The sequence below is a fragment of the Enterococcus sp. NPDC086594 genome (assembly GCF_044746145.1).
Lineage (GTDB): Bacteria > Bacillota > Bacilli > Lactobacillales > Enterococcaceae > Enterococcus_D > Enterococcus_D entomosocium.
Map to the genome: position 1 here is coordinate 76,831 of NZ_JBIVBP010000003.1, position 25,328 is coordinate 102,158.

Sequence of the window (25,328 nt, forward strand, 5' to 3'; positions counted from 1 at the left end):
AAAAGGAATCGGTGAATATGAAAAGAAGAATTTCTACTTATTTTAGCCTTTTAGTAATTGTAACATCTATCTTGGTTGCGCCATTACACGCGATTGCTGAAATGAGTATTGGTGAAACCCAAGGTACACAAGCCACAAGTGAGACGAGTGATGTAACAAATAGAACAAGTGAGTCTCAAAGTGAAACATCGACCACCACATCAAGTGGATCGGTAGAATCTACAGATTTACAGAATACAGAGGTACAATCAGATCTTAAATCAGAAACTTTACAGACTTCGGAGAAACAATCAAGAGCGCCAACCATTGCTCCATTTTCAGCAGTTGATGATGTGATCACTTCCTTTAGTATCACGGATAAAAATGGAGCTCCTCTGACGGAAGCTGTTGGACAGTGGGAGACATTTCGAATCAATGGGACGTTTGATCTACCAAATAACCAAGTAAAAGAAGGAGATACGACAACGATCACCTTGCCGCCTGAACTTAGATTTGGTAGTAACGAATCCTTTGAATTAAAAGATTCGAACGGTAACATCGTCGCCAATGCAACCGTTTTGTCAGATTCAAAACAGATTATTCTGACCTATACAGATTATGCAGAAATCCATTCAGATATACATGGCTCTTTTTATTTTTACGCGGGCGTTGATTCAACAATTGTTCAAGAGGAACAGATAATAACGACGACGATTGATGTTGAAGGAACGACCTTTCCAATTGAAATTGATTATGCTGGTATAGATACAACCACATATCCTTTAACGAAATCTGGTTGGTTTACAGACGGAAGTGATCAAACGATTCAATATTATGTTGCAATCAATCGAAGTAGCGGTAACTATCCTGATGCTACGATCACCGATGCGATAAATAGTCAGGCTGTCAATTATGTTCCAGGTTCGTTCATTATTTATAAAGGAAAGTGGCAATTAAATGCTGCTGGAAATGATTGGGAATTAGTAAATCGTGTCAACGTGACTGGAGATTATGAAATCAATATTTCTAGTGATCAACGATCATTCTCAATAGATTTTGGAGATATTGGTAGTGAAGATCAATACGCAATTTACTATAAAGCAGAATTAGCGTATACACCTGTTGATGGAGAGAATATCGTTAATACGGCTGTATTGACATCAAATGACGTAGTGATAAAGGATGGCGTTGCCTATACAAATTACCAAAAAGGAGGAGGCGAAGCCGAAGGATATAATTACACGGTAAGTATTCTTAAAACGAATGAATCAGGGGAAGTTCTTTCTGGTGCACATTTTGAAGTTCTACGTGAGTCAACGGGACAAGTTGTAGGAAAATTGATAACAGATGACGAAGGGCGAGCTTCTATCAATGATCTTCTGAAGGATAATTATACGATAAAGGAAATAAAAGCTCCTGCGGGTTATGAATTATTGGATCAGGTACTAACTGTTACTCCAAGCGACTTTGGCAACGATAAAGAAGTGACGAAAAATGTTGTAAACAAGAAAATAGAAAAACCTGTCGCTTTGACTCTAGAAGCAAGTAAAGAATTGACTGGCAAAGCACTAAGTGCGGATGAATTTCAATTCCAACTGTTGGACGAGCAAGGGGAAGTGCTCCAAACTAAGAGCAATGATGCCAAAGGAAAAATTTACTTTGATGCAATCGTTTATGACCAAGCTGGCACATACAAGTATACGATCCGAGAAGTCGCAGGAACAGATAGCACGATCACCTATGATGACACAGTCTATCATGTAACGGTAAATGTGGAGGATCAATCGGGGCAATTAGTGGCAAGTCCAAGCTATGAAGGCAGTGCTGCTTTTAAAAATAGCTATAATCCCGCAAAAGGAAGTGCGGTTCTAGAAGCAAGCAAAGAACTAACTGGCAAAGCACTAAGTGCAGATGAATTTCAATTCCAGCTGTTGGACGAGCAAGGGGAAGTGCTTCAAACCAAGACCAATGATGCCAATGGGAAAATTTATTTCGATGCGATCGACTATGACCAAGCTGGCACATACAAGTATACGATCCGTGAAGTCGCAGGGACAGATAGCACGATCACCTACGATGACACAGTCTACAATGTAACGGTAAATGTGGAAGATCAATCGGGGCAATTAGTGGCAAGTCCAAGTTATGAAGGCAGTGCTGCTTTTAAAAATAGCTATAATCCCGCAAAAGGAAGTGCGGTTCTAGAAGCAAGCAAAGAACTAACTGGCAAAGCACTAAGTGCAGATGAATTTCAATTCCAGCTGTTGGACGAGCAAGGGGAAGTGCTTCAAACCAAGACCAATGATGCCAATGGGAAAATTTATTTCGATGCGATCGACTATGACCAAGCTGGCACATACAAGTATACGATCCGTGAAGTCGCAGGGACAGATAACACGATCACCTATGATGACACAGTCTATCATGTAACCGTAAATGTGGAGGATCAATCGGGGCAATTAGTGGCAAGTCCAGCGTATCAAGAATCGATTCTTTTCAAGAATACTTATGTATCACCAAAACTTGGGAAAGTAACTCTGAAAAAAGTAGATAGCGAAACAGGAAAGCTACTGGCAAATGCAGAGTTTGAGTTGCAAGATTCGAAAGGAAATATTGTACAGAAAAAAATAGTTACAAATAAAGATGGAAAAGTTGAGATAAGCAATTTAGACATAGGAGAATATCAGTTAGTTGAAACTAAAGCACCAGATGGGTATCAAATCGATAAAACCCCTATCAAATTTTCAATAAATGATCGTTCAATTAAAGCAACCAGGGAAAAAGAGTTGGAGAAAGAAAATAAAAGGATAAAAAAATCAGATAGTGATGCTCTGCCTAAGACAGGAGAAACTGTAGATCAACGATATATACTCGTTGGATTGTTCTGTATCATTTGTTTCATCTTTTTAATAATACTAAAAAATAAAAAGGTCAAGAAACAGTCTTAATTTTGCTTACTATGAATGAGAAAAAAGAACTATCAAAATAAGATTAGTCATATCAACAAAAGGAGCTGGATTCCCCAGCTCCTTTTATAATTGCTTGATACAGCTCAAAAAGTGGTGATAGTCACTTTTTTGTAAGATTGCTTGTTGAATATCTTCACGATCCATCAATTCTAATAAAAGACTATAGATTTCTTCGGTATCTTCATATTCGTCTTTTTGAATCGCAAAGAGAAAGACAAATTTAACCAAATCACCATTTCCCCAATCAACACCATCAGGAATGATCGCCACTGAAACGGCTGAGCGTTTTGCCAGCAATGTCATGGGGTGGGGGATAGCAAGCCACTCGTTAATATTGGTCTGATTGATTGCTTCTCGTTTTTTCACACTGTCATAAAAATCTTGGGGCACAAAATCTTTTTGGTACAATTGCTGCGCCATTTTCTTTAGTAAGGTTTCTTTATCTGCATGATTTTCATGAAGAAAAAATGCTTTTTGAAACAATGAATAGATGCCGTCTTTTGTTTCACTGAGCGTTTCAATGAACGGTTCGATTTTGCCAATTTCTTTATCTAGCTTGGCCATGTTGATGTAAATAGAGGGAACCGAAAACTGTTCTAATGGAACGGTTGTGATCACAAAATCAATCGCAGAAAGATCACATTGTTGTAGCTCGACGTAAGAAAAGCGATCAACGACTTCGATCGTTTCTTGATAGTGCTTGATAATTTTTGCTTCAATAATACGACTCATGGCTCGACCAGTTCCACAAACAAGGATGACGCGATGTTTATGATGATTTCTGATGGAATTCCTTTCCATAGCACCTGCGATGTGCAAAGCGATATAGCCGATCTCATCAGGAGAAAAATAAAAACCGTGTTTCAGGCTTACCGTTTCTAAATGAGTCAAACATAAATCATAAGCCTGTGGAAAAGATTTTTTGATCGTTGTCAGCAATGGATTGCTACGGCGTGCATCCATTAGATTCATATTGATAAAGCCCTCAATATGAGATGTCAGATCTTCTATTAGCATCTTGTCTGTCTCTAATGCATAGTTTGACGTCTGTTTGATCGCAGTTAATAATTCTTCCACAATGGCTTTCGCAGTTTTCGTGGAAGAATCGCTTGCATCGCCTGTTTCAACTAAACGTGGTGCGTTCATCGCGAGATAGTAAATGAAGTATTGTTTTTCTCCAGCAGTCAATTGTATATCAAATGCATGATCGATTTCTTCTAAGAAGTGACCTACAACTTTCTGGGCGTCTTTTTTGAGCGCGGGCACATGCAAGGGAAATTCGTTGATCTGATGACCGGCTATAAAGCGACTGATTGCTAAAGCAAAATGAGAAAGAATGTTTTTATGATAGTAATCAGAGTCTAATAAGTCTAAGGGTGCCAGATGATTTAATGACAATTCTTGCAAGCGGGTTAGATCAATCGTATCAAACAACTCAAGTTCCATTTCCGTGAAGCCGACCAAATACTCTTGGAGATCTTTTTCAATCAACAGATCACTGATTGCTTGGCGTTTGGCGAATTCGTTACCCAAGACTTCAAAGCCAATATTTGGACGATTTACTATTTTTAATTGATAGGTCGCTAAATTGTCTCGAGCCGTTTTTAAGTATGAGTAAAAGGTGTTTTTACTAATAAATAATCGATCAAGAAAATCATCCAAGGATAAAGGGGTTTCATTCTTAAATAAAAGGAAAAGTAGATAAGCTTGTCGTTCTTCACTCGTAGTTAGAAAGGACTCGGTAGTCGACATACTTTCAGTCCACCAGTCATGAAATCGTTCTTTTGAACCAATAGACAACAAATAGCCTTGTCCTCGAATCAACTTGATGGAGGCTCCTACATTTGTTAACAAATCATTCAAATTTGCAATGTCGGTCCGAACCGTTCGCTCAGAAATCGAGAAGCTTTTTGTTAACTCCTTCATTGGTAGCGGCGCCGTTTGTCTAGTTAATACTTCCATTAGATCATCTAATCGTTGATAAGCAAGTTTTGACACTTGTTTCACCTCCGTGCTCTTTCTCATCATACAATAGAAAGAATAAGAATGAAATGCTTCACCAGTACCGAAAGTTTCCAGAAGAGTTGGCAATCATTTTGGAAAACGCTTTACTAATGATTGCCGCTTGAATTGGAAATTTGTTGTGTTTACATGGTGAATCAGAAACCGTAAATTAAACGTGTACAGAAAATAAACCACACGAATTACGCTAATGGTTTCATAATAAAGGAAAGGAGCAGATGAGATGGATTTTCAGGAAAAAAATATTCTCTTGAATGTGGCTGTTACATCAAAAGAAGAACTGTTTCACGTAATTGCGCATCATGCCTATGAATCAGGGATCGTTACCAATGCAGCAGATACATGTGAGGCATTCATTGAACGGGAAGCACAATATTCAACCGGCTTACAAGAAGGCTTTGCTATTCCACATGCAAAAGCTGAACCGGTTTTGGAACCGACCGTTTTGTTTATTCGTTTAGAGCAAGCCATCGAATGGGAAACTTTCGATGATTCGGCAGTCAAAAATGTGTTTGCTTTGATGGTCCCTAAAAAAGATGAAGGAACGGTGCATCTGCAAATGCTGAGTCGTCTAGCAACCGCATTGCTTGAAGAGACATTCATCCAGCAGATTCAACAATCAGAAGACAAAGCTTATTTAGCAGAATTGATCAAAAAGGAAATGATGGGAGAGAAAATTATATGAAAATAGTAGGGATTTCCGCCTGTCCAGCAGGATTGGCACATACACCGATGGCGGCAAAAGCTTTAGAAAAAGCTGGTGCGAAACTTGGCTATGAGGTCAAGATCGAACAGCAAGGCTCGTTAGGGCAAGTCAATGAGATCACTGCAGCCGAAGCAAAAGAAGCAGATTTCTTGCTTTTAGCGACTGACCAAAAAGTTGTTGGGATGGAACGGTTTGAAGGAAAACCGCAAATTCGAGTAAATATCAATACGTGTATCAAAGCACCGGAAGCGGTGCTGAAGAAATGTGTCGCTGCTGTTGAACAAAGAAACGCAAACTAAAGGAAAGAGGCAAGGATGATGAAAAGAGTTCTAGCAGATTTAAAAGGCCACTTGATGAGTGGAATTAGTTTTGTACTGCCATTGATTATTGGTGCTTCACTGGTTGTTGCCATTCCGAAAATGATTGCTCTTGGTATGGGGATCACAAGCTTAGATCCTTATGCTGACACGGAAGGCTTTAAACATGCGCTTTATTTGATTGAACAAGTAGGGTGGACAGGAATCGGCTTGATCAATACTGTCTTGGCTGGTTTTATCGCGTATTCTGTTGGAGATAAGGCTGCGCTAGGTGCCGGCTTTATCGGTGGTGCAGTCGCTTCTAGCACCAATGCTGGGTTTTTAGGGGCAGTTATTGCTGGGTTCTTAGCAGGATACTTAGTGAAGTGGGCGAAAGAACATATCAAATTACCGGAGTCGTTTGCTGGGGTGATGCCGCTGGTAATTTTACCCTTGATTGCTACATTGTCTGTAGCAATCGTCATGGGCGCCTTACTCTCTGAGCCATTGGCGTGGATCAATACTAGTTTGGTTGAATGGATCCGAACCATGATTGAAAATGACGTTAACAAAATTTTACTGGCAGTCATCATGGGGGCAATGATTGGCTCTGACTTAGGGGGACCTGTAAACAAAGCTGCTTGGATGGCAGGAAATGTGTTACTAGCGGAAGGGGTCTTTTTGCCAGCTATCATCGTGAATGTTGCGATTTGTGCGGTACCATTTGGATATGCCTTAGCAACTTTGTTCCACAAAAATCGATTCAACAAAGAGCTACTGGATGCTGGGCGTAATAACTTTATTATGGGGTTCATCGGAATCACAGAAGGAGCAATTCCTTTTACATTAGTCAATCCATTACGGCTTGTGCCGATCAACATGTTGGGAGGAGCAATCGCTTCTGGTTTGGGGATCGCATTAGGAATGTATGACAAAATGCCGCCAGTTGGGGGAATCTACGGCTTCTTCACTGTTGGAAACGGTTGGGCGTATTTGATTGGACTATTTGCAGGAGCAGCCTTCATCGGTTTTGTCGCGCCTTTATTCGTGAATTTCAATAAGCAAGAAGAACAAACAGAAGATATTGCCCTCGATGATATTGAAGTGAGCTTTGAAAACTAAGCAACAAGGCTGATTAGCTAAATAGTAGCAAAAGAAAAGGCACGATCAGGTGATGTTTCAAGAACGCTTTAAGGTATCTGACAAGGACAAGACTTGGGGAAGAAAACAAGAGTATTTGAAGAGAAACGATTTTCAAAATTCGAAGCATTTATGTAAGGATCAAATTATGCGTACCAGATGGTAAAAAAATTGAGAAAAATTAATAGGCACGAACGACACCCATCGTTACGTGCCTTTTTTAATCACGGGAGAGGAATGATTGAATGAAAAAAACAGTACATGTCGTACCCCACAGTCATTGGGATCGCGAATGGTATTTTACGACGAGTCGCTCGAAAATCTATTTGATGCACGATCTAAAAAACGTCATTGAACAACTAGAAAAGGATGATCCTTATGAAAGTTTCATTTTAGATGGACAGGCTTCTCTGTTAGATGATTACTTGAAATGGCGCCCACAGGACAAAGAAAGGATTCAACAACTTGTCCAACAAGGAAAATTGATCATTGGCCCATGGTACACACAAACCGATCAATTAGTGATCTCGGGAGAAAGCATTGTTCGAAATATGTTATATGGCATGAAAATTTGTGAAGCATTCGGAACCTACATGAATGTCGGCTATGTGCCAGATTCTTTCGGACAAGCAGCTAGTATGCCACAAATCTATCGTGAGTTTGGTATCACTGACACGATGTTTTGGCGCGGTGTCAGTGATGACGATGTTAAACACACAGAGTACAAATGGCGTGGAGAAGATGGTTCTGTGGTCAATGTTTACCAGATCCCAAGTGGGTACTACATTGGCGGTGCCATTCCTGAACGAGAAGTAGAATTAGCAAAGTTCTTACATCAAGAACCGTTTAAAACGACTTGGGGACGCAGTGCAACGGATCAAGTGTATTTTCCAAATGGTTTCGACCAAGCACCAGTTAGAGAAAATCTTCCAGAATTGGTTGATCGAATGAATCAACTGTATCAGGATGAGTATGAGTTACAATTTTCAACGATCGAAAAATACATTGCTGCGGTCAAAGCACGCCATCCTGAGTTGGAAGAAATCGCTGGTGAACTGATCAACGGAAAATTGATGCGAATTCACAAAACGATTTTTTCTTCACGTCCTGATTTGAAGGCGATGAACACTCAGATCCAACATTACTTAGTCAATGTCATGGAGCCTATCTTAACTATGGCTATGCAATTAGGATTTGAGTACCCCGTAGAAACAGTCATAGAGATTTGGAAGTTAATGTTTGAAAATGCGGCGCATGATTCGATTGGTTCTTGTGTTTCTGATACGACAAACGAAGATATCTATATGCGCTACAAGCAAGCGCGAGATATTTCTATGAATCTTGTCGAATTGATGTTACGACAGATTTCTATTGCAATCAACAACCCACAAGCAAAAGAAATTACTTTTACGCTTTTCAATACCTATGACACAAAACGTAATGGGGTGATCGAAGCAGAGGTTTATTTGCCGCAAAAAGAGTTTGCGATCCTTGACCAGTCAGGTCAGGCGTTACCTTATACGATTTTAGAGCTTACCGACCAAACGGAGTATGTGTTGAATCAGGGGAACATATTAGATCCAGTCAAGGAGATCTATTTGCCGGAGAAAGTCTATAAAGCAAAAATTGCCATAGAAACGACTGACGTGCCGAGTATGGGGTATACCCAGATGACGATTGATTTAAAAGGTGATACAAGCGCACCATTGCAGGAGATTACAACCAATACGATCGAAAATGAGTACTATCAGATCACTGTCAATAGCAATGGTTCGTTGGATATTCTAGATAAAACCAATCAAGTACTTTATCAAAATCAAGGGATTATTGAAGAAAATGGCGACGATGGTGATTCATTCAATTATTCACCACCTGTGAAAGATTTTGTGATTTCATCAATTGATGCGCAACCAACGATCTCGATTCAGCAATCAGCGATCTACCAAAAGATTGATGTGGCATTCACCCTGAGGGTTCCGAAGGATTTAGCTGAACGTGCAGAAAAGAAGATCTCGGCTTCACTGCCGATCCAATTGACGATCGTGTTAAAAAAACAATCGCAACAAATTGATTTCAAATTAACGGTTGAAAATCAACAAGTGGATAGCCATCGGGTATGTGTGCTATTTGATACCGGAATTGCCTCGAAATTTTCGCTGGCTGACCAACAGTTTGGTACATTGCAGCGTCCGGTTATGTTTGAAAAAGAAATGGCCCTTTGGGAAGCCAATAAAGAGCAATGGAATGAGCAACCGATCGCCATAGAAACGTGTCAATCGTTTGTCAGTTTATTCGATGCATCCCATGGCGTAGCAGTAATGCCTCAGGGTGTACGTGAATATGAGATCGTGGGGGAAGCGTTTGATACGATTCGCTTAACGATTTTCCGAACCTATGGCTTCATGGGGAAAGAGAATCTACTGTATCGTCCAGGGCGTGCTTCAGGAGAATCAGTGATTGCGACACCAGCTGCGCAGTGTCACAAAACGATGCATTTTGATTTTTCTGTTGCTTACTTTGCGCAAGGATTTGATCAAGCAAATGTTGCGCAACGTGCCAAACAAGCAGTAACACCGATCACGCTTTATCAATCCGCAGAATTCCTGAATTCCCGATTGATTTTTACTTTAGGGCCGGTTGAACCAACCTTACCGGCAAACTTTAGTCTTTTTGAGATCAATGGCAATTTGACCCTAAGTGTATTTAAAAAAGCCGAAGCTCGTCCAGGTTATATTTTGCGTCTATACAATGGGCTTTTAGATGAAGTTGGACACGCGACGATCACATTTAACCATCCAGTGAACGTAGTAGAAACAGTCGATTTAAAAGAAGCTACAAAAGAAGCACTTCTTGTGGAAAAGAATGTAGTCACTCTTGAAAAGATAGGCCATGCAAAATTTGTGACATTGTATGTAGAATAATTGCTAGTGATCGAGAGTAAGGATATTTAAGTGCAGAGTTGAAGAAAATTCATAGTGAAAAGGTCAACCTCCCGTATACATTTTAACCAGATGTGTATGGGAGGTAGGTTTTATTTTTGACTATTTTTAACAGTTTTTGTTGAGAGTCTATCAATTCACAGCAATGAAAGGCAAAGAATTTTCTCAGCCACAGCTTTTCCTAAAATTTCCCCTCCAGTTTGAGAAAAATGCAGATGATCCCCCGAATCAAATGCAGAAGCTAATCTCGTTTTATCAGAAGGATCTCTTACCATATCATTGATATCGATCGTATTTGCTTGAGTCATTATCCATTGATTAAACGCAGTTCGGATAGCTTCTTTTTCCTCGGTCCAACTCGGCTTTCCTTGGTTGTAAGAATAGTTAAAAGGGGGAAGCGTGAGGGGAACAAACGGAATGTCTGCTTTTTTTGCCAGATTTATTAGAACTTTGTATTGTTGGATCAACTCTTCTTTGATAGGTAATTCTGAAAGCGGTGAGCCAGTTCCTGGGTGAAACAAGTCATTTAACCCAATCAATGAAACAATCAAATCTGGCTTTTGATCCACGACATCTGCTTGGAACCTGTCGATTCCTGCAACACCAAAGCTGTCTTTCCAACGAGAAATCCCTGAACCAGCATGTGTCAGACGATTGCCTGATATGCCAGCATTAAAGCTTGTTGCAATCAGACCACGTTTGTTTAGATTGTCGATGACACTATCACTAAAATATCCTTGATTCGTCAAAGAGTCGCCAAAAAAAGCAATGACTTTTGCATCAACTTTCGTTTCTAGAGCAACTGAAGTAATCCCAAAAATAAAGTTATTGGTTTCTCTTATATTCGAATGGACTACTTGATCAGATAGTAAGTTTGCCGAGGAAGATACTCGATTGATCTCGTTGGAGAATAATGCCTCTATCAGAATATCGGCTCCTTTGGTTACTGAAAAATCAACGTCATCTGTCCATAAAGTGGATCCAGCTGGGACAATGAATTGTGGTCGATTATCTAAGGTAATAACATTGGATTGTTGGTTTCCCGGATTACTACTGATTTTTATCGACTCTACGTTTAAATCAAAAGAATCATAGCGGTTACAAAGTTCGAGTGCTAATCGTTGTCCAGAAAGCGGCTGCTTGATTCTTAAACGTAATTTACGTCCATTAGGAGAAAAGTTTAGTACTTGGTAATTAGAAAATACTTGATGCCAAATTATTTTTTTCATCATATATCACCTTACAGTTCATCTGCAGCTTTCATTTTATCATTGAAACCAAAAAGCCAAGTCAAAAGAAAGGATAGCAAAAATGTTCCTATATGAGAGAGTAGATAAGCATAGAAGTTTTTATCGATCCCTGCAACCGGGTTGATAAAAGAGGCAAATCCTATAACCCCACCTGCGAATCCATAGTTGACCAAGTGAAGGAAACCTGCTAGAGCACCACCAAAAATATTTGAAAGGGTCACGAGATAGAAGACTTTTTTGTATTTTAGTAGAATACCATAGATTGCAGGTTCGCCAACACCGCATATTTGTGAAAGAGTGGCAGCAAAGGCAACTTGTTTTAGTTGAGCTTTTTTTGTTTTCAATGCGATTGAGCATGTTGCACCCGCAATACCCATCATCAATACAGACGAGAAGGCATTCATCATACTAAATCCGTTAACAGTTAAATCGTTGACGATGATCGGAATCAATGGCCAATGCATGCCGAAGACCACTAAGACTGGAAAAAGTGCGCAATAGACTGCTCCGCCAATAATCGTGTTAAAGTCAAAAATGGTACTAATTCCGAATGCTAGCCCATCACTAATAATCGTTATGATTGGTCCGATGATAAGAAGAACGGCTAAGCTTAGTACCAGAACTTCAACGATTGGTGACACAATGGAAGAAATCACGAGAGGAACAATTTTCTTTAAAAACTTTTCAACATACGTTGCTAACCAAGCAGCGACCAGAATAGGGAAAACCGAAGCTGTATAATTCATAATGGGGAATTCTATGCCAAAAATAGCGACCTTCGCAGCTGTACTTGAAGCAATAGTGACTATATTTGGATGAATGAGTATCGCACCCACGACTGCCAGAACAATAGGATTCACCTTTAATTTTTGAGCTGCAGTAAAACCTAAGATGACAGGTAAAAAATAAAAAATGCCATCTGCAATCGTGCTAATCAATAGATAAGATTGCGAACTATCTTGTAATAAACCAAACGTCACCAACGAAGCTTGTAATCCTTTGATTATTCCAGCTCCTGCAAGAAGACCGATGACGGGCATCATTGAACCTGTAATTATGCCAATAAACTGATTGAAGCCATTTCGAAATAGCTGAAGAAAATCACTATTGGAATCATTTTCCACCACTCCCTCTGTAGAATCAAAGACTTGATCATTGTTTAACTGGCGCATTACTTCCTCGTAAATAGCATTTACTTTGTTTCCAACAACCACCTGATATTGTCCTTGAGCTTCTACTACGCCCATTACATCATCCAACTCTTTTATCTTAGTTGTATCGGCTTTCTCTTTGTCCACTAGATAGAAACGAACACGTGTAATGCAGTGGATCACATTTTTGATATTATTTTTTCCACCAACGTATTCAATCATGTACTCCGCTAACTGTTTGTCACTCATAATAAAACCTCCTCATTTCTTTTAACCGGTTACGCTCATTTTAAATTTGTTTAAACAAATAATCAAGCATTTGTTTAAACAAATTTAAGTTTTTTGTATAGGTAGAATGATATCATGTTATAATTAACTGAAAGAGTGAGGTGGAACTATGGTGAATAAGTTTCGGGATATATATGACACTTTGAAAAATGAAATTAATGAGGGACTCTATAACGATACAATGGTTTTACCGACCGAAATGGCGTTAATTGAGCGATTTGGTACTAGTAGAAATACAGTTCGCAGAGCGATTCAACTGCTTAATGAAGATGGATTGGTTTATAGTGTGAAAGGAAGAGGGGTAGTTATTCTTGAAAGAATCGAGATTGACAAGAAGTCTTTCAAGGTAGGAAATTTTCAAGGATTGAAGGCACTATCCGCAGATACTGAGGTCGAAAAAAAAACAATTGTGCAAGAATTTCACGAGTTGACTGTTGATGATTCATTAGCAAAAAAAATTTCATTTCCGGTTGGTGAAAGAGTATACCTTGTGAAACGATTACGCCTCATTGATGGGAAAGCGATGATGTCAGATACGAGTTATTTCAAAAAAAGTATCGTTAAGGGTCTTAATGAGAAAATCATAGCCGGATCAATCTACGACCATATCAAACAAAACTTAGATTTTAAAATCGCTGCATCAAAGTCTATAATGAAAGTTGAATCTGCAAAAGATTCTGACTTTAAAGAATTAGCTTTAGGAAAAAATAATTGTGTGGGAATATTGGAAAATGCGGTCTATAATGATATGGGAAAATTATTCGAATATACGACAATCAGGTATATTCCTAACGAATATGCACTCATTTCATTTGATCAAAATTAAAAACTGGTTTAGCTAAATAACATAAAAGATCATAGCAAAGGGATTTCTAGTACATTGTCTGTATACTTTTTTTCTATTGCACTTGTACAAATCAACTAGCTGTCATTTATTTCTAAGTTGATAAATGAATGTGAGTTATCTAAAACAAGACCGAATAAAAGCCAAAAGGTGGGAGAATACTATGAGAATTAGAGCTGCTGCATTGTCTGATCATAAAGAACTAGCTCATTTGTCGAAAGTACTAGGCTATCCAATCGAAGAAGAAGTATTGATCGAAGGCCTAAAGAGAATTTTAGCTGAGGAGGATCATCTCTTGCTGGTCGCTGAAATAGAGGGAAAAGCAGTTGGAATGATTGAAGCACAGCCATATTCAACAGTTTATTCTGCCGGGCGATTTTTTAATGTCCTAGGTTTGGTAGTGGATGATCAAGTGCAAAAGCAAGGCGTTGGCGGGAAACTACTGTCGGCAATTGAAGCAGAAGCCCGACAGCGAGGAATGCAAGGCATTCGATTAAATTCGAATGTCAAACGCCATGCTGCCCACAAGTTTTATGAAAACCATGGCTACCACAGCAGTCATGAACAGAAACGGTTTATCAAGGAATTATAAAAATGCAAAGACGCTGGAGGAGTGACAAACGACTCTTCAGCGTCTTTTTTGTATCCACTATAATTGTTTCAAAAGTCTAGTATTTATGGAATCAAAGCCAACAACAGCCGTTTAATCTCCTCATAAATCTCTCCGGTCTCCGGCGTCGCACGCTGACGATTCTGAATGATAAAAAGATCACGATAGCGGTACTCTGGATCAAGTTCCTGCCAAGGCAACTCTTCTGGTAATGAAAGTTTCGAGATGATCGATTTGCCGATGTTTTGTTTTAGTAGGGACAAAATCACTTCGCTGTTATTGGCTTTGATGATTTGCGGATGCAAGTGCTGTGCGTACAGATAGGTTTCGTTAATGTAGTACATCCCCGAGTCGTTTTCCCGCAAGACCCAAAAATCAGAAGCGAGGTTGCCTGCTAACACCAATTCATCGCGATAAACGAATTCTTTTTGGATCAATGGCGAAACGATTGATTTTTCGATCAGGCCAATATGGGCTTTGTTTGATTCGACGGCATCGATTACTTCTTGAGAATTCATGATTTTGATTTCAAAAGCAAACGTTGGAAATTCTGCAATCAGCTGCGCCATGATGCTGGGCAGTAAGTAGACGGCGGTGGTATTCGAACAAGCGAGCACACACTCTGTTTTAAAATTTTTGGTGTCTTTGGCTTGCGAAAAAATAGTGGACATTGAGCGGAGAGACTCGACCACACGAGGATACAAAAACTCCGCTTGGCTGGTGGGTAAAATCAATTGTTTTCCTTTACGTTCAAAAAGTTTGAAGCCAAGTTCGGCCTCTAAGCGTTGGATTTGCAAGGAAATCGTTGGTTGAGTTTTATAGAGTTGTTTGGCGGCAAGACTAAAGTTTCTCATTTCATAAACAACAATGAAGGTTTTGAGCAATTCAATCATTTTGGGGACTCCTTTATTATTAATAATATTTATAATTAGTATTTAAAAGTATAATTTTACAAATAGTTATCAGGTGATTATAGTATAAGTGTAGAGAAAAAAGAAAGCAAATTTAGTTGAAATTTTCATACGTTTAGAAAGGATGAGTTGATGAAAACATCGATCCAGCATTTTTTACATTCATTGCCAATCCCGATTTGTGGCTTGATTTTAGGCACTGTGTCTTTGGGGAATTTATTGTATTCAGAAGGAATGGAGACGGTTGGAAATGCGTTTTGTACCCTTGGTATTTTCATCATGGGGCTCTTCCTTCTGAAAGTATGCGTTACATTTAAGCACACGATGTCAGAGTTGCAAAACCCAATCGTTGCTTCGGTGGCGCCGACCTTTACGATGGCGCTGATGGTGATTTCCACTGTTTTTGAACGGGTCATTCCCGATGCAGTGATGAATGATCTGCTCTGGTGGGGGGCTATCGGCTTACATTTTGCTTTAATGATCTATTTTGTTGTCGTGCATATTTTGCCTGTCGACCTTTCGCTGGAATACATTTATCCGAGCTGGTTTATTACCTTCGTCGGTATTGGCGTCATTCCCAATACTTCTGCTGTCTTTTTTAAAGAGCTGGGGGAAGTGATCGTCTGGATCGCATTGGTATTGTATTTTGCGCTTTTGCCGATTATTTTAAAACGAATCGTCCATCAGAAGCTGACGGAACGTGCGGCAGTTCCTTTGATCACGATTTTAACAGCACCAGGTTCTCTTTGCTTAGCAGGTTACCTTTCCGTATTTGAACAAGGCTCTGCTTGGTTTGTCGCCTTTATGCTGTTATTGTCACAAACGATTTATTTTTGTGTCGTCGCTTATATGAAAAACATGCTGGCAGTCGGCTTTTATCCAAGCTATGCGGCATTTACGTTTCCTCTTGTGATTTCAGCGACTGCTATGTTCAAATCAGCGCTGTTTTTTGCGAATCACCCACTGATATTTGGATTTCTACAAGCCTTAACGATTATTGAAACAAGCTTTGCCGTGATTGTCGTCTGCTATGTGTTAGGAAAATATGCAATTCATTTGTATCAGCAAGCCAAAGCGCTGATTGCCGGTCATAGTTATTAAGGAAACACAAGAGTACACAAGAGAACATACATTTTTTGAGAAAATACGTAATATACGCAAAACAATAGCACAAGTATTTGAAAAGAAAAGGAAGGGATCGCACATGAAAAGTACAAGCAGAAAAGTTGTCGTTGTCGGAACAGGTTTCGTTGGAACGAGCATTGCGTATTCCATGATCAATCAAGGACTGATCAATGAGTTAGTCTTGATCGATGTCAATCGTGACAAAGCAGAAGGAGAAGCCCTCGATTTGTTAGACGGTATGTCATGGGGGCAAGAAAACATCAAAGTTTGGGCTGGAGAGTACTCGGAATGTAAAGATGCTGACATCGTGGTTATTACCGCAGGGGTCAACCAAAAGCCAGGACAAACACGGCTTGAATTGATTGATGTGAACGCCGAAATTATGGCAAGCGTCACAAAACAAGTGATGGCTTCAGGCTTTGATGGCGTGCTTGTTATCGCTTCAAACCCAGTCGATGTCTTAACTTATCAAGCATGGCGTGTGTCCGGGTTGCCAGCCAATCGGGTCGTTGGTACGGGAACGACCCTCGATACCACAAGACTTCGAAAAGAAGTGGCGGCAAAATTAGCCATCGATCCACGGAATATTCATGGGTACATCATTGGGGAACACGGTGACTCGGAAGTCGCTGTCTGGTCCCATACAACGATCGGTGGGAAACCGATCGTAGAATTGATCAAGCAAAAGGATCGTTTGACCGTTGCCGATCTAGCGGTTCTTTCTGAACGAGTAAAAAATGCTGCCTATGAAATCATCGATCGAAAACAAGCAACTTTTTACGGGATAGGGATGAGTGTCGCAAGAATCGTTCGAGCGATCTTAAATGATGAGCAAGCGATTCTGCCGGTATCTTCCTACCTTAATGGGGAATATGGCATCAACGATTTATTCACAGGGGTTCCTGCAGTCGTGGACCAAAACGGCGTCCGCGAAATTATTGAATTGACGCTTACACCTGAGGAAAAACGGCAGTTTGATACTTCGTGTCATCAGTTACGAGCAGTAATTTCCACAATTGGACAAAGCAAAGTCAGCTGATCTCTAGAACACCAATAATGAAATCCTCGTGTTCGTTTTTGCCAAAGCATGGTTCGACTATTTACGGTCTGCCATGCTTTTTTTCATCTAGCAAAGAATGTTAAAAGGAAATGGCGTATTTTACGCGAAACGCCCAGTATTCAACTCTCTTTATTCACACTCCTTTAGGAAAAAACATCCTCAGTGAATGACAGAAAAAGAATGATCGATCAACCTTACAAACTTTCCGAGTTGTAAAAAGTGACAAAGTGTCACCTTATGTGGTATTCTTCAAAAAGTGACACTTTGTCAATATTTGGAAAGTAGGAGGAAAGAACAATGTTTCTGGCTATAAAAGAAATGCGTTATTCAAAATTAAGATATGGGTTGATCGTAGGAATCATGTTTTTGATCGCCTATGTTGTTTTTATATTGTCTGGCTTAGCTACCGGACTTAACTGGGATTTTAAAAAGGCCATCGTCGACTGGGATTCATCCGCGATCGTTTTATCAGAAGATGCGAATGACACATTTGCGGCTTCGCAATTGACGAGAGGGGATTTAGACCGTGTAGAAGGGACACAAAAAGCCCCAATTGGTTTATACAGCAGTGTCATTACGGTCAACGATGAACAAGTCAATGTGACTGTTTTTGGTACACAAGACGATGCGTTCTTGTTACCAGAAGTCTTAGAGGGCAAGCTGTTTTCAAAAGAAAATGAGATCACGATTTCAGAAAACTTAGCAGAAGAAGGTATCAAGGTCGGGGATCAAGTGAAAATCGGACGCTCAGATGAAACCTTCAAAGTCGTTGGGATCACCCCAGAAACGTCTTATACGGTGTCACCAGTGATTTATACTTCCCTCGATACTTGGACGAAAATGAAGTTTGCTAATCAACCATTTGCATCTGACAAGGAGCAGCCAATCAATATCATTGTGACCAAATCAAGTGATCCTAAAGTCGATAACCAAGAAGGAACCCAGCTCAAAGTGTTGGCAACGGAAGACTTTATTGAAAAGCTTCCCGGATTTTCTGCCCAAAACTTGACCTTAAATGCCATGATCTACTTCTTGTTTGTTGTTGCAACGGCAATCGTGGGGATTTTCATGTATGTGATCACCCTACAAAAAACAGCGATTTTTGGTGTGATGAAAGCCCAAGGGATTCGGACCAGCTTCATTGCCAAATCAATTATTGCGCAAGCATTTATGGTAGGAGTGATCGGGGTAGCCCTAGCCTTTGCGGCGGCATACGGCACCAGCTTGTTTTTACCAGATGCCATGCCATTTTTCTTTGAATTAAAGCAATGGCTGCTTTATAGCGGCATCTTGATTCTCGTGGCAGTTCTAGGCGGCTTATTCTCCATTCGGACGGTCACAAAAGTCGATCCAATAACGGCAATAGGAGGGTAACAAAGATGAAAGACATTTTAGTAATGAAGGATATTATAAAAAAATTTGGCAAGCAGCATACCGAAGTAACGGCACTAAAAGGACTGAATTTTCACGTTCAAGAAGGGGAGTTTGTCAGTATCATCGGTCCTTCTGGTTCAGGAAAAAGTACCTTTTTGACCATCGCTGGCGGCTTACAAAGTCCAACAGCCGGAGAGATCATCATCAACCAGGTCAACTTTTCCCAATTAAATGAAAAGCAACGAGGGAAGTTGCGTTTTAAAGAGATTGGGTTTATCTTGCAAAGCTCGAATTTGATCCCTTTTCTAACAGTAAAGGAACAATTTTATTTGGTCGACAAAGTTTCAGGAAAAGCCAAGGAAAAGGAACGGATTGATGAATTGCTTGCTTCATTAGATATTCTCGATCTTCAAGACAAGTTTCCCCGCGATTTATCTGGTGGGGAACGTCAACGAGTAGCGATCGGCAGGGCCTTGTTTAATGACCCAAGCTTGATTTTAGCGGATGAACCAACTGCCAGCTTAGACACCGATCATGCGTATGAAGTCGTGAAGTTATTAGTGAAAGAAGCGCATGAGAAAAAGAAAGCGACAGTTATGGTCACCCACGACGAGCGAATGATCCAATGGAGTGATCGCATTTTCCGAATGGAAGATGGCAATCTGATCGAACAAAACGCCCCATCAAGAGAAACTGCACAAGTCTGAGTGGAAAAGTAGAGGGATTTGTTTATAATAGAGGGAGTAGATTGCGAATGATGGAGGAGAATCCCTTGCCAAGTACAACATTTTTTCATTTAAAACAAGAGAAAAAAGAAAAAATCGATGCCGTGCTTTTAGAAGAATTTTTTAGCAAGCATATCAGTCAAGTCAAGGTCTCTGCCATCGTCGAAAAATCGCACATTTCTAGAGGGGCGTTTTACAAGTACTTTCAAAACTTAGAAGATGCCTATGACTATGCGATCACCAACTATTCCAACCAAATCCATTCTGCGATTTTTACGTTTATCAATCGCAACAAAAATGATTTTTTCAAAGGGATCGAAGAATACTTGGCTTGGTGCAGTCAATGGTCACCTGAAGATGATCATTGGAAAATGATCCACTTATGTACCCAAAGCAATGCCTGGACGAAGCGCGATGCGATCCCTGACGATTCGCCCATGATTCGCCAATGGTTGGAGCTGTTGGAAGAAAATCGCTTCACGATCCATGATACGCAAGAAGCCGTCAGTTTCCTTTACTTTATTATGGCGGTCGTGATGGATAGTCTGACAGATTTTATTTCGAATGAATGGACCGCAAAAGAGCTGATCAAAGATTTCCGCTATAAGGTGCAGTGGATCAAGTATGGAATCAAAAAGGACAACAAAGAGTACAACAAAGAGGAATGAACGCTTCGGCAAGAGGATGGATCAAATACCGCACGCGGCGGAGAAGTTCATTTACAAAGAAAGAGGTGCCCGACAACCGAAATAGTTGTCGGACACCTTTTTTTTGAGCAAATGATTATTTTTTATTTACACGTTTCGCAATGATTGGCAAGATCAAGCCAATCAAAAGAAAGGCGATCGGCGTAATGATATTTAAGGCCAATTGGAAGAACCAAGCTTGCGGATCTGCCGCATAATCAAGCTTAGGAACCATCCCTAAAATGCAGGCAAAGGCCGTGAACAAGAAGCACCATAAGCCAATCCCAAAGCCAACTTTGGTGTTTTTCACGAATTTATAATCGGAAGTAAAGCGATTGGCGTGTTTGTTGACTAGCATAAAGGCTAAGAAGACCCATAAGTAACGCAGTGGCATGACAACTGAATTCAAGTTCAGCAACCAACGGTACAGTTCGGTCATATTGCCGATTCCTAGTGCTGGAATAATGATCAAAATGCTTACCAGGATACCAGTCATAATATATCCATTTACTGGTGTTCCTTTTTTGTTTAGTTTTGCTAAGCCATTTGGTACAAATTCTGAATCAGCATCAGACAGTAATATTTTCAATGGGGCATCAATTGAAAAGGCCAAAGCAGAGATTTGCGCCAACGCATTGGCGATGGAATAAAGAATGACAAAGAAGTTGCCGATTCCGTAGAAGTTTCCAAGTCGTTGAAAGGCTTCATAAGCGCCGTTAACCATCAAATCTTCTGGAATATGGTTGGCATCAAAAAGCATCCCCATAGCAATCGAGCCGAGCAAGGCACATAACGCCACCATACCGGCTAAAAAGATCATGCCTTTTGGAAATTCTTTTGCAGGATTTTTTGTGTTATTTACGTAAGGCGAGATTTTTTCACAGCCGCCTACCGCAAATACCAGCATCGAGATCGTGGTTAAATAGGTAAAGTCAAATTTAGGGATATAGGTTGAAACAGATGACATGTTTGGTGTAGCAATTTCAGCACCAGTCATTGCTGGAGCGGTGACTGCTAAAAGAATAAAAAGAATCGACATCACGAACATGGCTGTTCCCGCGATGTTCCCAATCATTTTTAAGGTCGTCAATCCTTTAGAGGCAATCCATAAAAAGAATAGAAAAATAGCTAAACAAATCAACGAGACTTCCATGGAACCCATCGTCGATACAAATGTACCATTTCCTTTAAATAACCAACTCAAGGATACTAAGATTCCTTGGGGTTTTTGTGCCAAGTAGGGCACGTGAACGACCCAATAAGTCCAAGCAGCAAAAAAAGCCAACCGCTTTGTTGAGGTTTCTTTGATCCATGAGGAGACCCCACCACTTGACTCTTTGAAGGTCGATCCTAACTGACCAACACTTAATGCATAGGGTACAAAATAAAGAGCCATAATTAATAGCCACGAAACAACAACAGTCAATCCTTGTTGAGCGTAATTGTTTACAACATTTCCCAGTCCCCAAACAGAGACGAACGCCATCAGCGCAATATTATACCAGCGTAATTGTTTCTCATTCATCGCTTTCTCCTTCTTAAAATGATTTTTCTGACTGGTTAAAATAGAGCGTTTTTTGAAATTTAGTGAGAAAAAAATTTCTTTCCATAAGCGCTTGATCACTATCAAGTTTCTTATGCACTTTTTCACAAATGTCAAAGGTCAAATTGAATAAAAAAATTTCAGCTGCTCTTTTTTATCCAGTCATTGATTTTCCATAGTTAGGATAAACCTCTGAATTCTTTTGGTCAAGAAAAATTAAATTGTTATTTAAAAAAAATAATAAATTTCTGATGATAGAAAAAGTAAACATCATCATTCATTAATAATCTGAAAGAAATGCTACTACATTCGGTCAAGGGCGTGGATGAAATAGAGAACGTTTCATTTAAATGAATGGACGCATAAAGATGAAAGAAACCCTTTCGAAAGGCTTTTAGCTGTTACTTTTTGGATAGATTTTTAAGCAAAGGAAACAGAAGAGTAGCCATAGTTTTTTTGTTTTTCTAACAATAACTTTACGCTAACATTCTTTCAAAGAAACACGAAAACAAAGTTAGCCGGATTCTTCATTCCATCGAAATCACTGGTTTTTTTTCTTCAATTTATAGGAGTTGGGTGTTATTCGCTCAAATACTGGCCATAAAAGCAAATAAAAGACGAAGTTTCCACTGGCATGAAAGAAATCGAACAGTAGTCCTTGAAGGTAATAGGCAAGAAACGAAGGAAACTGATAAAGCCAAACCTCCATCAACGAAACGATCAAGCCATAAAGAAGTCCGCAAAGAAAGGCAAAGAAAGCTTGCAGGATACGATTTTTCTTGATGATCGGGATTTTTCCAAGCTGTTGAAAAAGAACGATGGTGCCGGTAAGTGCAGCCAATTGACTGATCGTCCAGGGACCCATGCCTAAATAGATATTTGTTCCGAGCAAACTTAGCAAGGCAATCATCAACGCATCGGTTAAGCAGTAAGAAAAAGCCACTAAAAATAAAAGGGCACTCATAGGCTGAACGTTAGGGATAAAGACAAAAACCAACCGTCCAACGATACACGCTGCGGTGAGCAGTGCTAAATGAGAAATTCTTTGAACGGAGAATACCTTGGATTGGGGAGGAAGCATGAAAATCGCCGACTTTCTAATTGATAATCATTCTCATTATACATGGAAAATAATATAATTCAAGATTGAAATACACATCATATAGTACGATAATAAAAACGGAGCACAATATGTTGTGTTTTTAGAAGGAGAGGGAAAGAAATGGACTACAAAAAACAAACGATTGAGAAATTGAACGAGGATATCAAGTTGTTCCAAGAAGTTTCGGCGATCACACCGGAAATGACCAAAACATTTGAGGGAATCGCTCGTTTGATTATGTTGGATCGTTACTCATTCAAGGATCAAACCCATCAAACGTTGGGTAAGGATGATTTGGTGATTTTGACAACGAAAGCTGATCCTAAATATCCTGCACGAGGAATCGGTATTGTGAAAGCAATCGATGGGGAACTAGTCTCTATCGAAGTGGAAGAGGCCTATCGTTCAGCGTTAGAAGATACTGATGAACAAGCCAGTGGACTTGTGAAAAGAAGAAAAAGTGACATTGAAAAACCGTTAGAACTCTTTTTTGAGCAAGTGGCGCATCGTGTTGCCAAAGGGATTTCTGCCAACGAGTCCCATGACCAGGAGCGCTTCCTTGAGACGTTTTACCAACAAATCGTGGCGCAAAACCTAATTCCCGCAGGCAGAGTACTTTATGGAGCAGGAACAAATTCTCAAGTTACCTACTTCAATTGCTTTGTGATGCCTTTCATCCATGATTCCCGAAAAGGGATTGCTGTCCATCGACAAGAAGTCATGGAAATCATGAGTCGTGGTGGTGGGGTTGGAACCAATGGGTCGACCTTGCGACCAAAATCAAGTGTGGTCCACGGCGTCAGCGGTCGGTCTTCTGGGGCAGTTTCTTGGTTGAATGATTTGGCGAACTTGACGAACCTTGTCGAACAAGGAGGTAGTCGTCGCGGAGCGCAGATGATTATGATGGCAGATTGGCATCCAGATATTTTTACGTTTATTCTTTCTAAAGTTCAAAATCCTGCTGTATTGCTTCACCTGAAAAAAACAGTCACGAATGCAGCAATCAAACAACTGATCAATGAAAAACTGCAATTTGATCCTTTGACAAAAATGGAAGAAAGAATGTTCACTTATCTAGCGCAACTGCCTGAATCGTCAGATAAGGAACATAATGACATGATCCAAAAGGCAAAAGAAAAATTGCGAATAGGTGGCAGCTATACGGTAAAAGAAAGTGATTTCTTAACTGGTGCGAATATTTCAGTCTGCTTGACAGGAGAATTCATGGAAGCAGTGAAGACAGATGGGTGGTATGAGCTGCGCTTTCCAGATATTGACAATTATTCAGAAGCAGAGATGGCGCAATATGATGCAAAATGGGCGGAAGTCGGGGATGTGCGAGAATGGGCAGCAGCTGGTCATAAAGTCAAAACCTATCAAAGGATCAAAGCTCGTGAGTTATGGGAGTTGATTACTTTTTGTGCAACGTATTCTGCTGAGCCTGGTATTTTCTTTATCGATAATGCCAACAAGATGACGAATGCTACAGCATACGGACAAAAAGTCGTGGCAACCAATCCGTGCGGTGAACAGCCCCTAACCCCTTATGCCGTCTGTAACTTGGCAGCCATCAATCTCGCAAACATGGCGGATCGCCAGAAAGGCACCGTTGATTTTGCCAAACTAAAAGAAACCGTGAAAACAGCAGTTCGTTTCCAAGACAATGTTATTGACGCAACGCCTTACTTTTTTGACAAAAATGAGCAGCAGGCGAAAGGGGAAAGACGTGTTGGATTAGGGATCATGGGCTTGGCAGATTTATTGATCTACTGTGGGAAAAAATACGGATCGGCAGAAGGGAATCAATTCGTTGATCAAATTTTCGAGGCAATGGCAGTCACTGCCTATGAGGCATCCATTGAATTGGCGAAAGAAAAAGGCAGCTTTCCCTTCCTGATTGGAAAAAATGACCAAGAGACGCAAGCGTTGCGGAAGAAATTTGTCGATACAGGATACATGAAAAAAATGCCAGCGCACATCCACGAAGGCGTGCTGCGATTCGGCATTCGTAACTCTCATCTTTTGACCGTTGCACCAACAGGATCGACAGGCACGATGACGGGAGTTTCAACCGGTTTAGAACCTTACTACTCCTTTTCTTATTTTAGAAGCGGTCGACTAGGTAAGTTTATTGAAATCAATGCGGAGATCGTTGACGAATACCTGATGGATCATCCTGAAAGAACCAAAGCGCAGTTGCCGGCATGGTTCATTTCCGCTATGGAGTTGACGCCCGAAGAACATGTCGGTGTGCAATGCACCATTCAACGTTGGGTGGATAGCTCCATTTCAAAAACGGTCAATGCACCAAAAGGATATACAGTAAGCCAAGTAGCCAAGGTTTATCGAGATCTTTATGAAGGAGGAGCCAAAGGAGGGACCGTCTATGTAGATGGCAGCCGAGATTCACAAGTACTTACCTTAGAAGCGGTAGAAAATGAGCTGACCGCACAAGTTGAACCGCTGCCTGTCGTTCAAGTAGATGAACCCGTCGTCTCTGGTGAAATCTGCCCCATCTGCCATGAAGGAACCATTGAGGAAATCGGCGGCTGTAGTACCTGCACAAACTGTAAAATCCAATTAAAATGCGGGCTCTAAGAAAAAACGG

The 25,328-nt window shown here is 40.3% G+C and carries 19 protein-coding genes; 13 read left to right on the plus strand and 6 right to left on the minus strand.

From position 1 onward, the window contains the following. Positions 1-17 precede the first annotated feature (17 nt). Positions 18-2,927: a Spy0128 family protein gene (locus tag ACIPK1_RS06635; protein ID WP_400450335.1), complete on the plus strand. Its 2,910-nt coding sequence runs from the start codon at positions 18-20 to the stop codon at positions 2,925-2,927. An 84-nt stretch (positions 2,928-3,011) separates the two neighbouring features. Here ACIPK1_RS06635 and ACIPK1_RS06640 read toward each other — a convergent pair whose 3' ends face one another. Beyond that, on the minus strand, positions 3,012-4,946 hold the full coding sequence (locus tag ACIPK1_RS06640) for a BglG family transcription antiterminator (RefSeq protein ID WP_244733112.1): 1,935 nt from the start codon (positions 4,944-4,946) through the stop codon (positions 3,012-3,014). Positions 4,947-5,193: 247 nt separating this feature from the next. Here ACIPK1_RS06640 and ACIPK1_RS06645 point away from each other — a divergent pair, with 247 nt between their 5' ends. The 4 genes from ACIPK1_RS06645 to mngB all read left to right on the plus strand — a co-directional run bounded on the left by ACIPK1_RS06645 (position 5,194) and on the right by mngB (position 10,033). Continuing rightward, a complete protein-coding gene (locus ACIPK1_RS06645; protein ID WP_005237428.1) occupies positions 5,194-5,655 on the plus strand; it encodes a PTS sugar transporter subunit IIA in 462 nt (153 codons plus the stop codon). Continuing rightward, positions 5,652-5,975 carry a PTS fructose transporter subunit IIB gene (locus ACIPK1_RS06650; protein WP_005237427.1) on the plus strand — a complete coding sequence of 108 codons (324 nt, stop codon included), beginning with the start codon at positions 5,652-5,654 and terminating at the stop codon, positions 5,973-5,975. The genes ACIPK1_RS06645 and ACIPK1_RS06650 overlap by 4 nt, the downstream gene beginning before the upstream one ends. Before the next feature lie 18 nt (positions 5,976-5,993). Next, a complete protein-coding gene (locus ACIPK1_RS06655; protein ID WP_008377165.1) occupies positions 5,994-7,094 on the plus strand; it encodes a PTS fructose transporter subunit IIC in 1,101 nt (366 codons plus the stop codon). Between the two features lie 263 nt (positions 7,095-7,357). Beyond that, positions 7,358-10,033, plus strand: a complete 2,676-nt coding sequence (gene mngB / locus ACIPK1_RS06660) for a mannosylglycerate hydrolase (RefSeq protein ID WP_400450336.1) — start codon at positions 7,358-7,360, stop codon at positions 10,031-10,033. Between the two features lie 155 nt (positions 10,034-10,188). Here mngB and ACIPK1_RS06665 read toward each other — a convergent pair whose 3' ends face one another. Further along, positions 10,189-11,280, minus strand: a complete 1,092-nt coding sequence (locus ACIPK1_RS06665) for a GDSL-type esterase/lipase family protein (RefSeq protein WP_233499088.1) — start codon at positions 11,278-11,280, stop codon at positions 10,189-10,191. An 11-nt stretch (positions 11,281-11,291) separates the two neighbouring features. Further along, positions 11,292-12,701 (minus strand): PTS transporter subunit EIIC, encoded by a 1,410-nt coding sequence (locus ACIPK1_RS06670; protein ID WP_016613049.1) that lies wholly within the window; start codon positions 12,699-12,701, stop codon positions 11,292-11,294. 148 nt (positions 12,702-12,849) lie between these two features. On the opposite strand from ACIPK1_RS06670, the gene ACIPK1_RS06675 reads away from it, so the two are divergent. Both ACIPK1_RS06675 and ACIPK1_RS06680 read left to right on the plus strand, forming a co-directional pair. Continuing rightward, positions 12,850-13,566, plus strand: a complete 717-nt coding sequence (locus tag ACIPK1_RS06675; RefSeq protein WP_005237422.1) for a GntR family transcriptional regulator — start codon at positions 12,850-12,852, stop codon at positions 13,564-13,566. A gap of 181 nt (positions 13,567-13,747) precedes the next feature. Beyond that, complete coding sequence (locus ACIPK1_RS06680) at positions 13,748-14,176, plus strand: GNAT family N-acetyltransferase (RefSeq protein ID WP_008377173.1); 429 nt, start codon at positions 13,748-13,750, stop codon at positions 14,174-14,176. Between the two features lie 83 nt (positions 14,177-14,259). Here the strand turns inward: ACIPK1_RS06680 and ACIPK1_RS06685 are convergent, their stop codons facing one another. Beyond that, positions 14,260-15,087 (minus strand): LysR family transcriptional regulator, encoded by an 828-nt coding sequence (locus ACIPK1_RS06685; RefSeq protein WP_400450339.1) that lies wholly within the window; start codon positions 15,085-15,087, stop codon positions 14,260-14,262. Between the two features lie 150 nt (positions 15,088-15,237). Here ACIPK1_RS06685 and ACIPK1_RS06690 point away from each other — a divergent pair, with 150 nt between their 5' ends. The 5 genes from ACIPK1_RS06690 to ACIPK1_RS06710 all read left to right on the plus strand — a co-directional run bounded on the left by ACIPK1_RS06690 (position 15,238) and on the right by ACIPK1_RS06710 (position 20,057). Next, entirely contained in the window at positions 15,238-16,206 is a 969-nt protein-coding gene (locus ACIPK1_RS06690) for a TDT family transporter (RefSeq protein WP_244733124.1), read from the plus strand. Between the two features lie 103 nt (positions 16,207-16,309). Further along, entirely contained in the window at positions 16,310-17,269 is a 960-nt protein-coding gene (locus ACIPK1_RS06695) for an L-lactate dehydrogenase (RefSeq protein WP_034878749.1), read from the plus strand. A gap of 318 nt (positions 17,270-17,587) precedes the next feature. Then, a complete protein-coding gene (locus ACIPK1_RS06700; protein WP_005237408.1) occupies positions 17,588-18,664 on the plus strand; it encodes an ABC transporter permease in 1,077 nt (358 codons plus the stop codon). A 5-nt stretch (positions 18,665-18,669) separates the two neighbouring features. Continuing rightward, entirely contained in the window at positions 18,670-19,371 is a 702-nt protein-coding gene (locus ACIPK1_RS06705; protein ID WP_008377215.1) for an ABC transporter ATP-binding protein, read from the plus strand. Positions 19,372-19,418: 47 nt separating this feature from the next. Beyond that, positions 19,419-20,057, plus strand: a complete 639-nt coding sequence (locus ACIPK1_RS06710; protein ID WP_016613761.1) for a TetR family transcriptional regulator — start codon at positions 19,419-19,421, stop codon at positions 20,055-20,057. 115 nt (positions 20,058-20,172) lie between these two features. Here the strand turns inward: ACIPK1_RS06710 and ACIPK1_RS06715 are convergent, their stop codons facing one another. Continuing rightward, a complete protein-coding gene (locus tag ACIPK1_RS06715) occupies positions 20,173-21,600 on the minus strand; it encodes an APC family permease (RefSeq protein WP_005225272.1) in 1,428 nt (475 codons plus the stop codon). Between the two features lie 559 nt (positions 21,601-22,159). Continuing rightward, on the minus strand, positions 22,160-22,699 hold the full coding sequence (locus ACIPK1_RS06720; protein WP_086299165.1) for a hypothetical protein: 540 nt from the start codon (positions 22,697-22,699) through the stop codon (positions 22,160-22,162). A 141-nt stretch (positions 22,700-22,840) separates the two neighbouring features. Between ACIPK1_RS06720 and ACIPK1_RS06725 the strand changes: the two genes are divergently transcribed. Then, positions 22,841-25,318: a vitamin B12-dependent ribonucleotide reductase gene (locus tag ACIPK1_RS06725; RefSeq protein WP_086299166.1), complete on the plus strand. Its 2,478-nt coding sequence runs from the start codon at positions 22,841-22,843 to the stop codon at positions 25,316-25,318. Positions 25,319-25,328 lie beyond the last annotated feature (10 nt).

What these genes read in the sequence shown, in the direction of transcription:
- ACIPK1_RS06635 (WP_400450335.1), top strand. Translation starts at nt 18, where the DNA reads ATGAAAAGAAGAATTTCTACTTATTTTAGCCTTTTAGTAATTGTAACA.
- ACIPK1_RS06645 (WP_005237428.1), top strand. Translation starts at nt 5,194, where the DNA reads ATGGATTTTCAGGAAAAAAATATTCTCTTGAATGTGGCTGTTACATCA.
- ACIPK1_RS06650 (WP_005237427.1), top strand. Translation starts at nt 5,652, where the DNA reads ATGAAAATAGTAGGGATTTCCGCCTGTCCAGCAGGATTGGCACATACA.
- ACIPK1_RS06655 (WP_008377165.1), top strand. Translation starts at nt 5,994, where the DNA reads ATGAAAAGAGTTCTAGCAGATTTAAAAGGCCACTTGATGAGTGGAATT.
- mngB (WP_400450336.1), top strand. Translation starts at nt 7,358, where the DNA reads ATGAAAAAAACAGTACATGTCGTACCCCACAGTCATTGGGATCGCGAA.
- ACIPK1_RS06665 (WP_233499088.1), bottom strand. Translation starts at nt 11,280, where the DNA reads ATGAAAAAAATAATTTGGCATCAAGTATTTTCTAATTACCAAGTACTA.
- ACIPK1_RS06670 (WP_016613049.1), bottom strand. Translation starts at nt 12,701, where the DNA reads ATGAGTGACAAACAGTTAGCGGAGTACATGATTGAATACGTTGGTGGA.
- ACIPK1_RS06675 (WP_005237422.1), top strand. Translation starts at nt 12,850, where the DNA reads ATGGTGAATAAGTTTCGGGATATATATGACACTTTGAAAAATGAAATT.
- ACIPK1_RS06680 (WP_008377173.1), top strand. Translation starts at nt 13,748, where the DNA reads ATGAGAATTAGAGCTGCTGCATTGTCTGATCATAAAGAACTAGCTCAT.
- ACIPK1_RS06685 (WP_400450339.1), bottom strand. Translation starts at nt 15,087, where the DNA reads ATGATTGAATTGCTCAAAACCTTCATTGTTGTTTATGAAATGAGAAAC.
- ACIPK1_RS06690 (WP_244733124.1), top strand. Translation starts at nt 15,238, where the DNA reads ATGAAAACATCGATCCAGCATTTTTTACATTCATTGCCAATCCCGATT.
- ACIPK1_RS06695 (WP_034878749.1), top strand. Translation starts at nt 16,310, where the DNA reads ATGAAAAGTACAAGCAGAAAAGTTGTCGTTGTCGGAACAGGTTTCGTT.
- ACIPK1_RS06700 (WP_005237408.1), top strand. Translation starts at nt 17,588, where the DNA reads ATGTTTCTGGCTATAAAAGAAATGCGTTATTCAAAATTAAGATATGGG.
- ACIPK1_RS06705 (WP_008377215.1), top strand. Translation starts at nt 18,670, where the DNA reads ATGAAAGACATTTTAGTAATGAAGGATATTATAAAAAAATTTGGCAAG.
- ACIPK1_RS06710 (WP_016613761.1), top strand. Translation starts at nt 19,419, where the DNA reads ATGATGGAGGAGAATCCCTTGCCAAGTACAACATTTTTTCATTTAAAA.
- ACIPK1_RS06715 (WP_005225272.1), bottom strand. Translation starts at nt 21,600, where the DNA reads ATGAATGAGAAACAATTACGCTGGTATAATATTGCGCTGATGGCGTTC.
- ACIPK1_RS06720 (WP_086299165.1), bottom strand. Translation starts at nt 22,699, where the DNA reads ATGCTTCCTCCCCAATCCAAGGTATTCTCCGTTCAAAGAATTTCTCAT.
- ACIPK1_RS06725 (WP_086299166.1), top strand. Translation starts at nt 22,841, where the DNA reads ATGGACTACAAAAAACAAACGATTGAGAAATTGAACGAGGATATCAAG.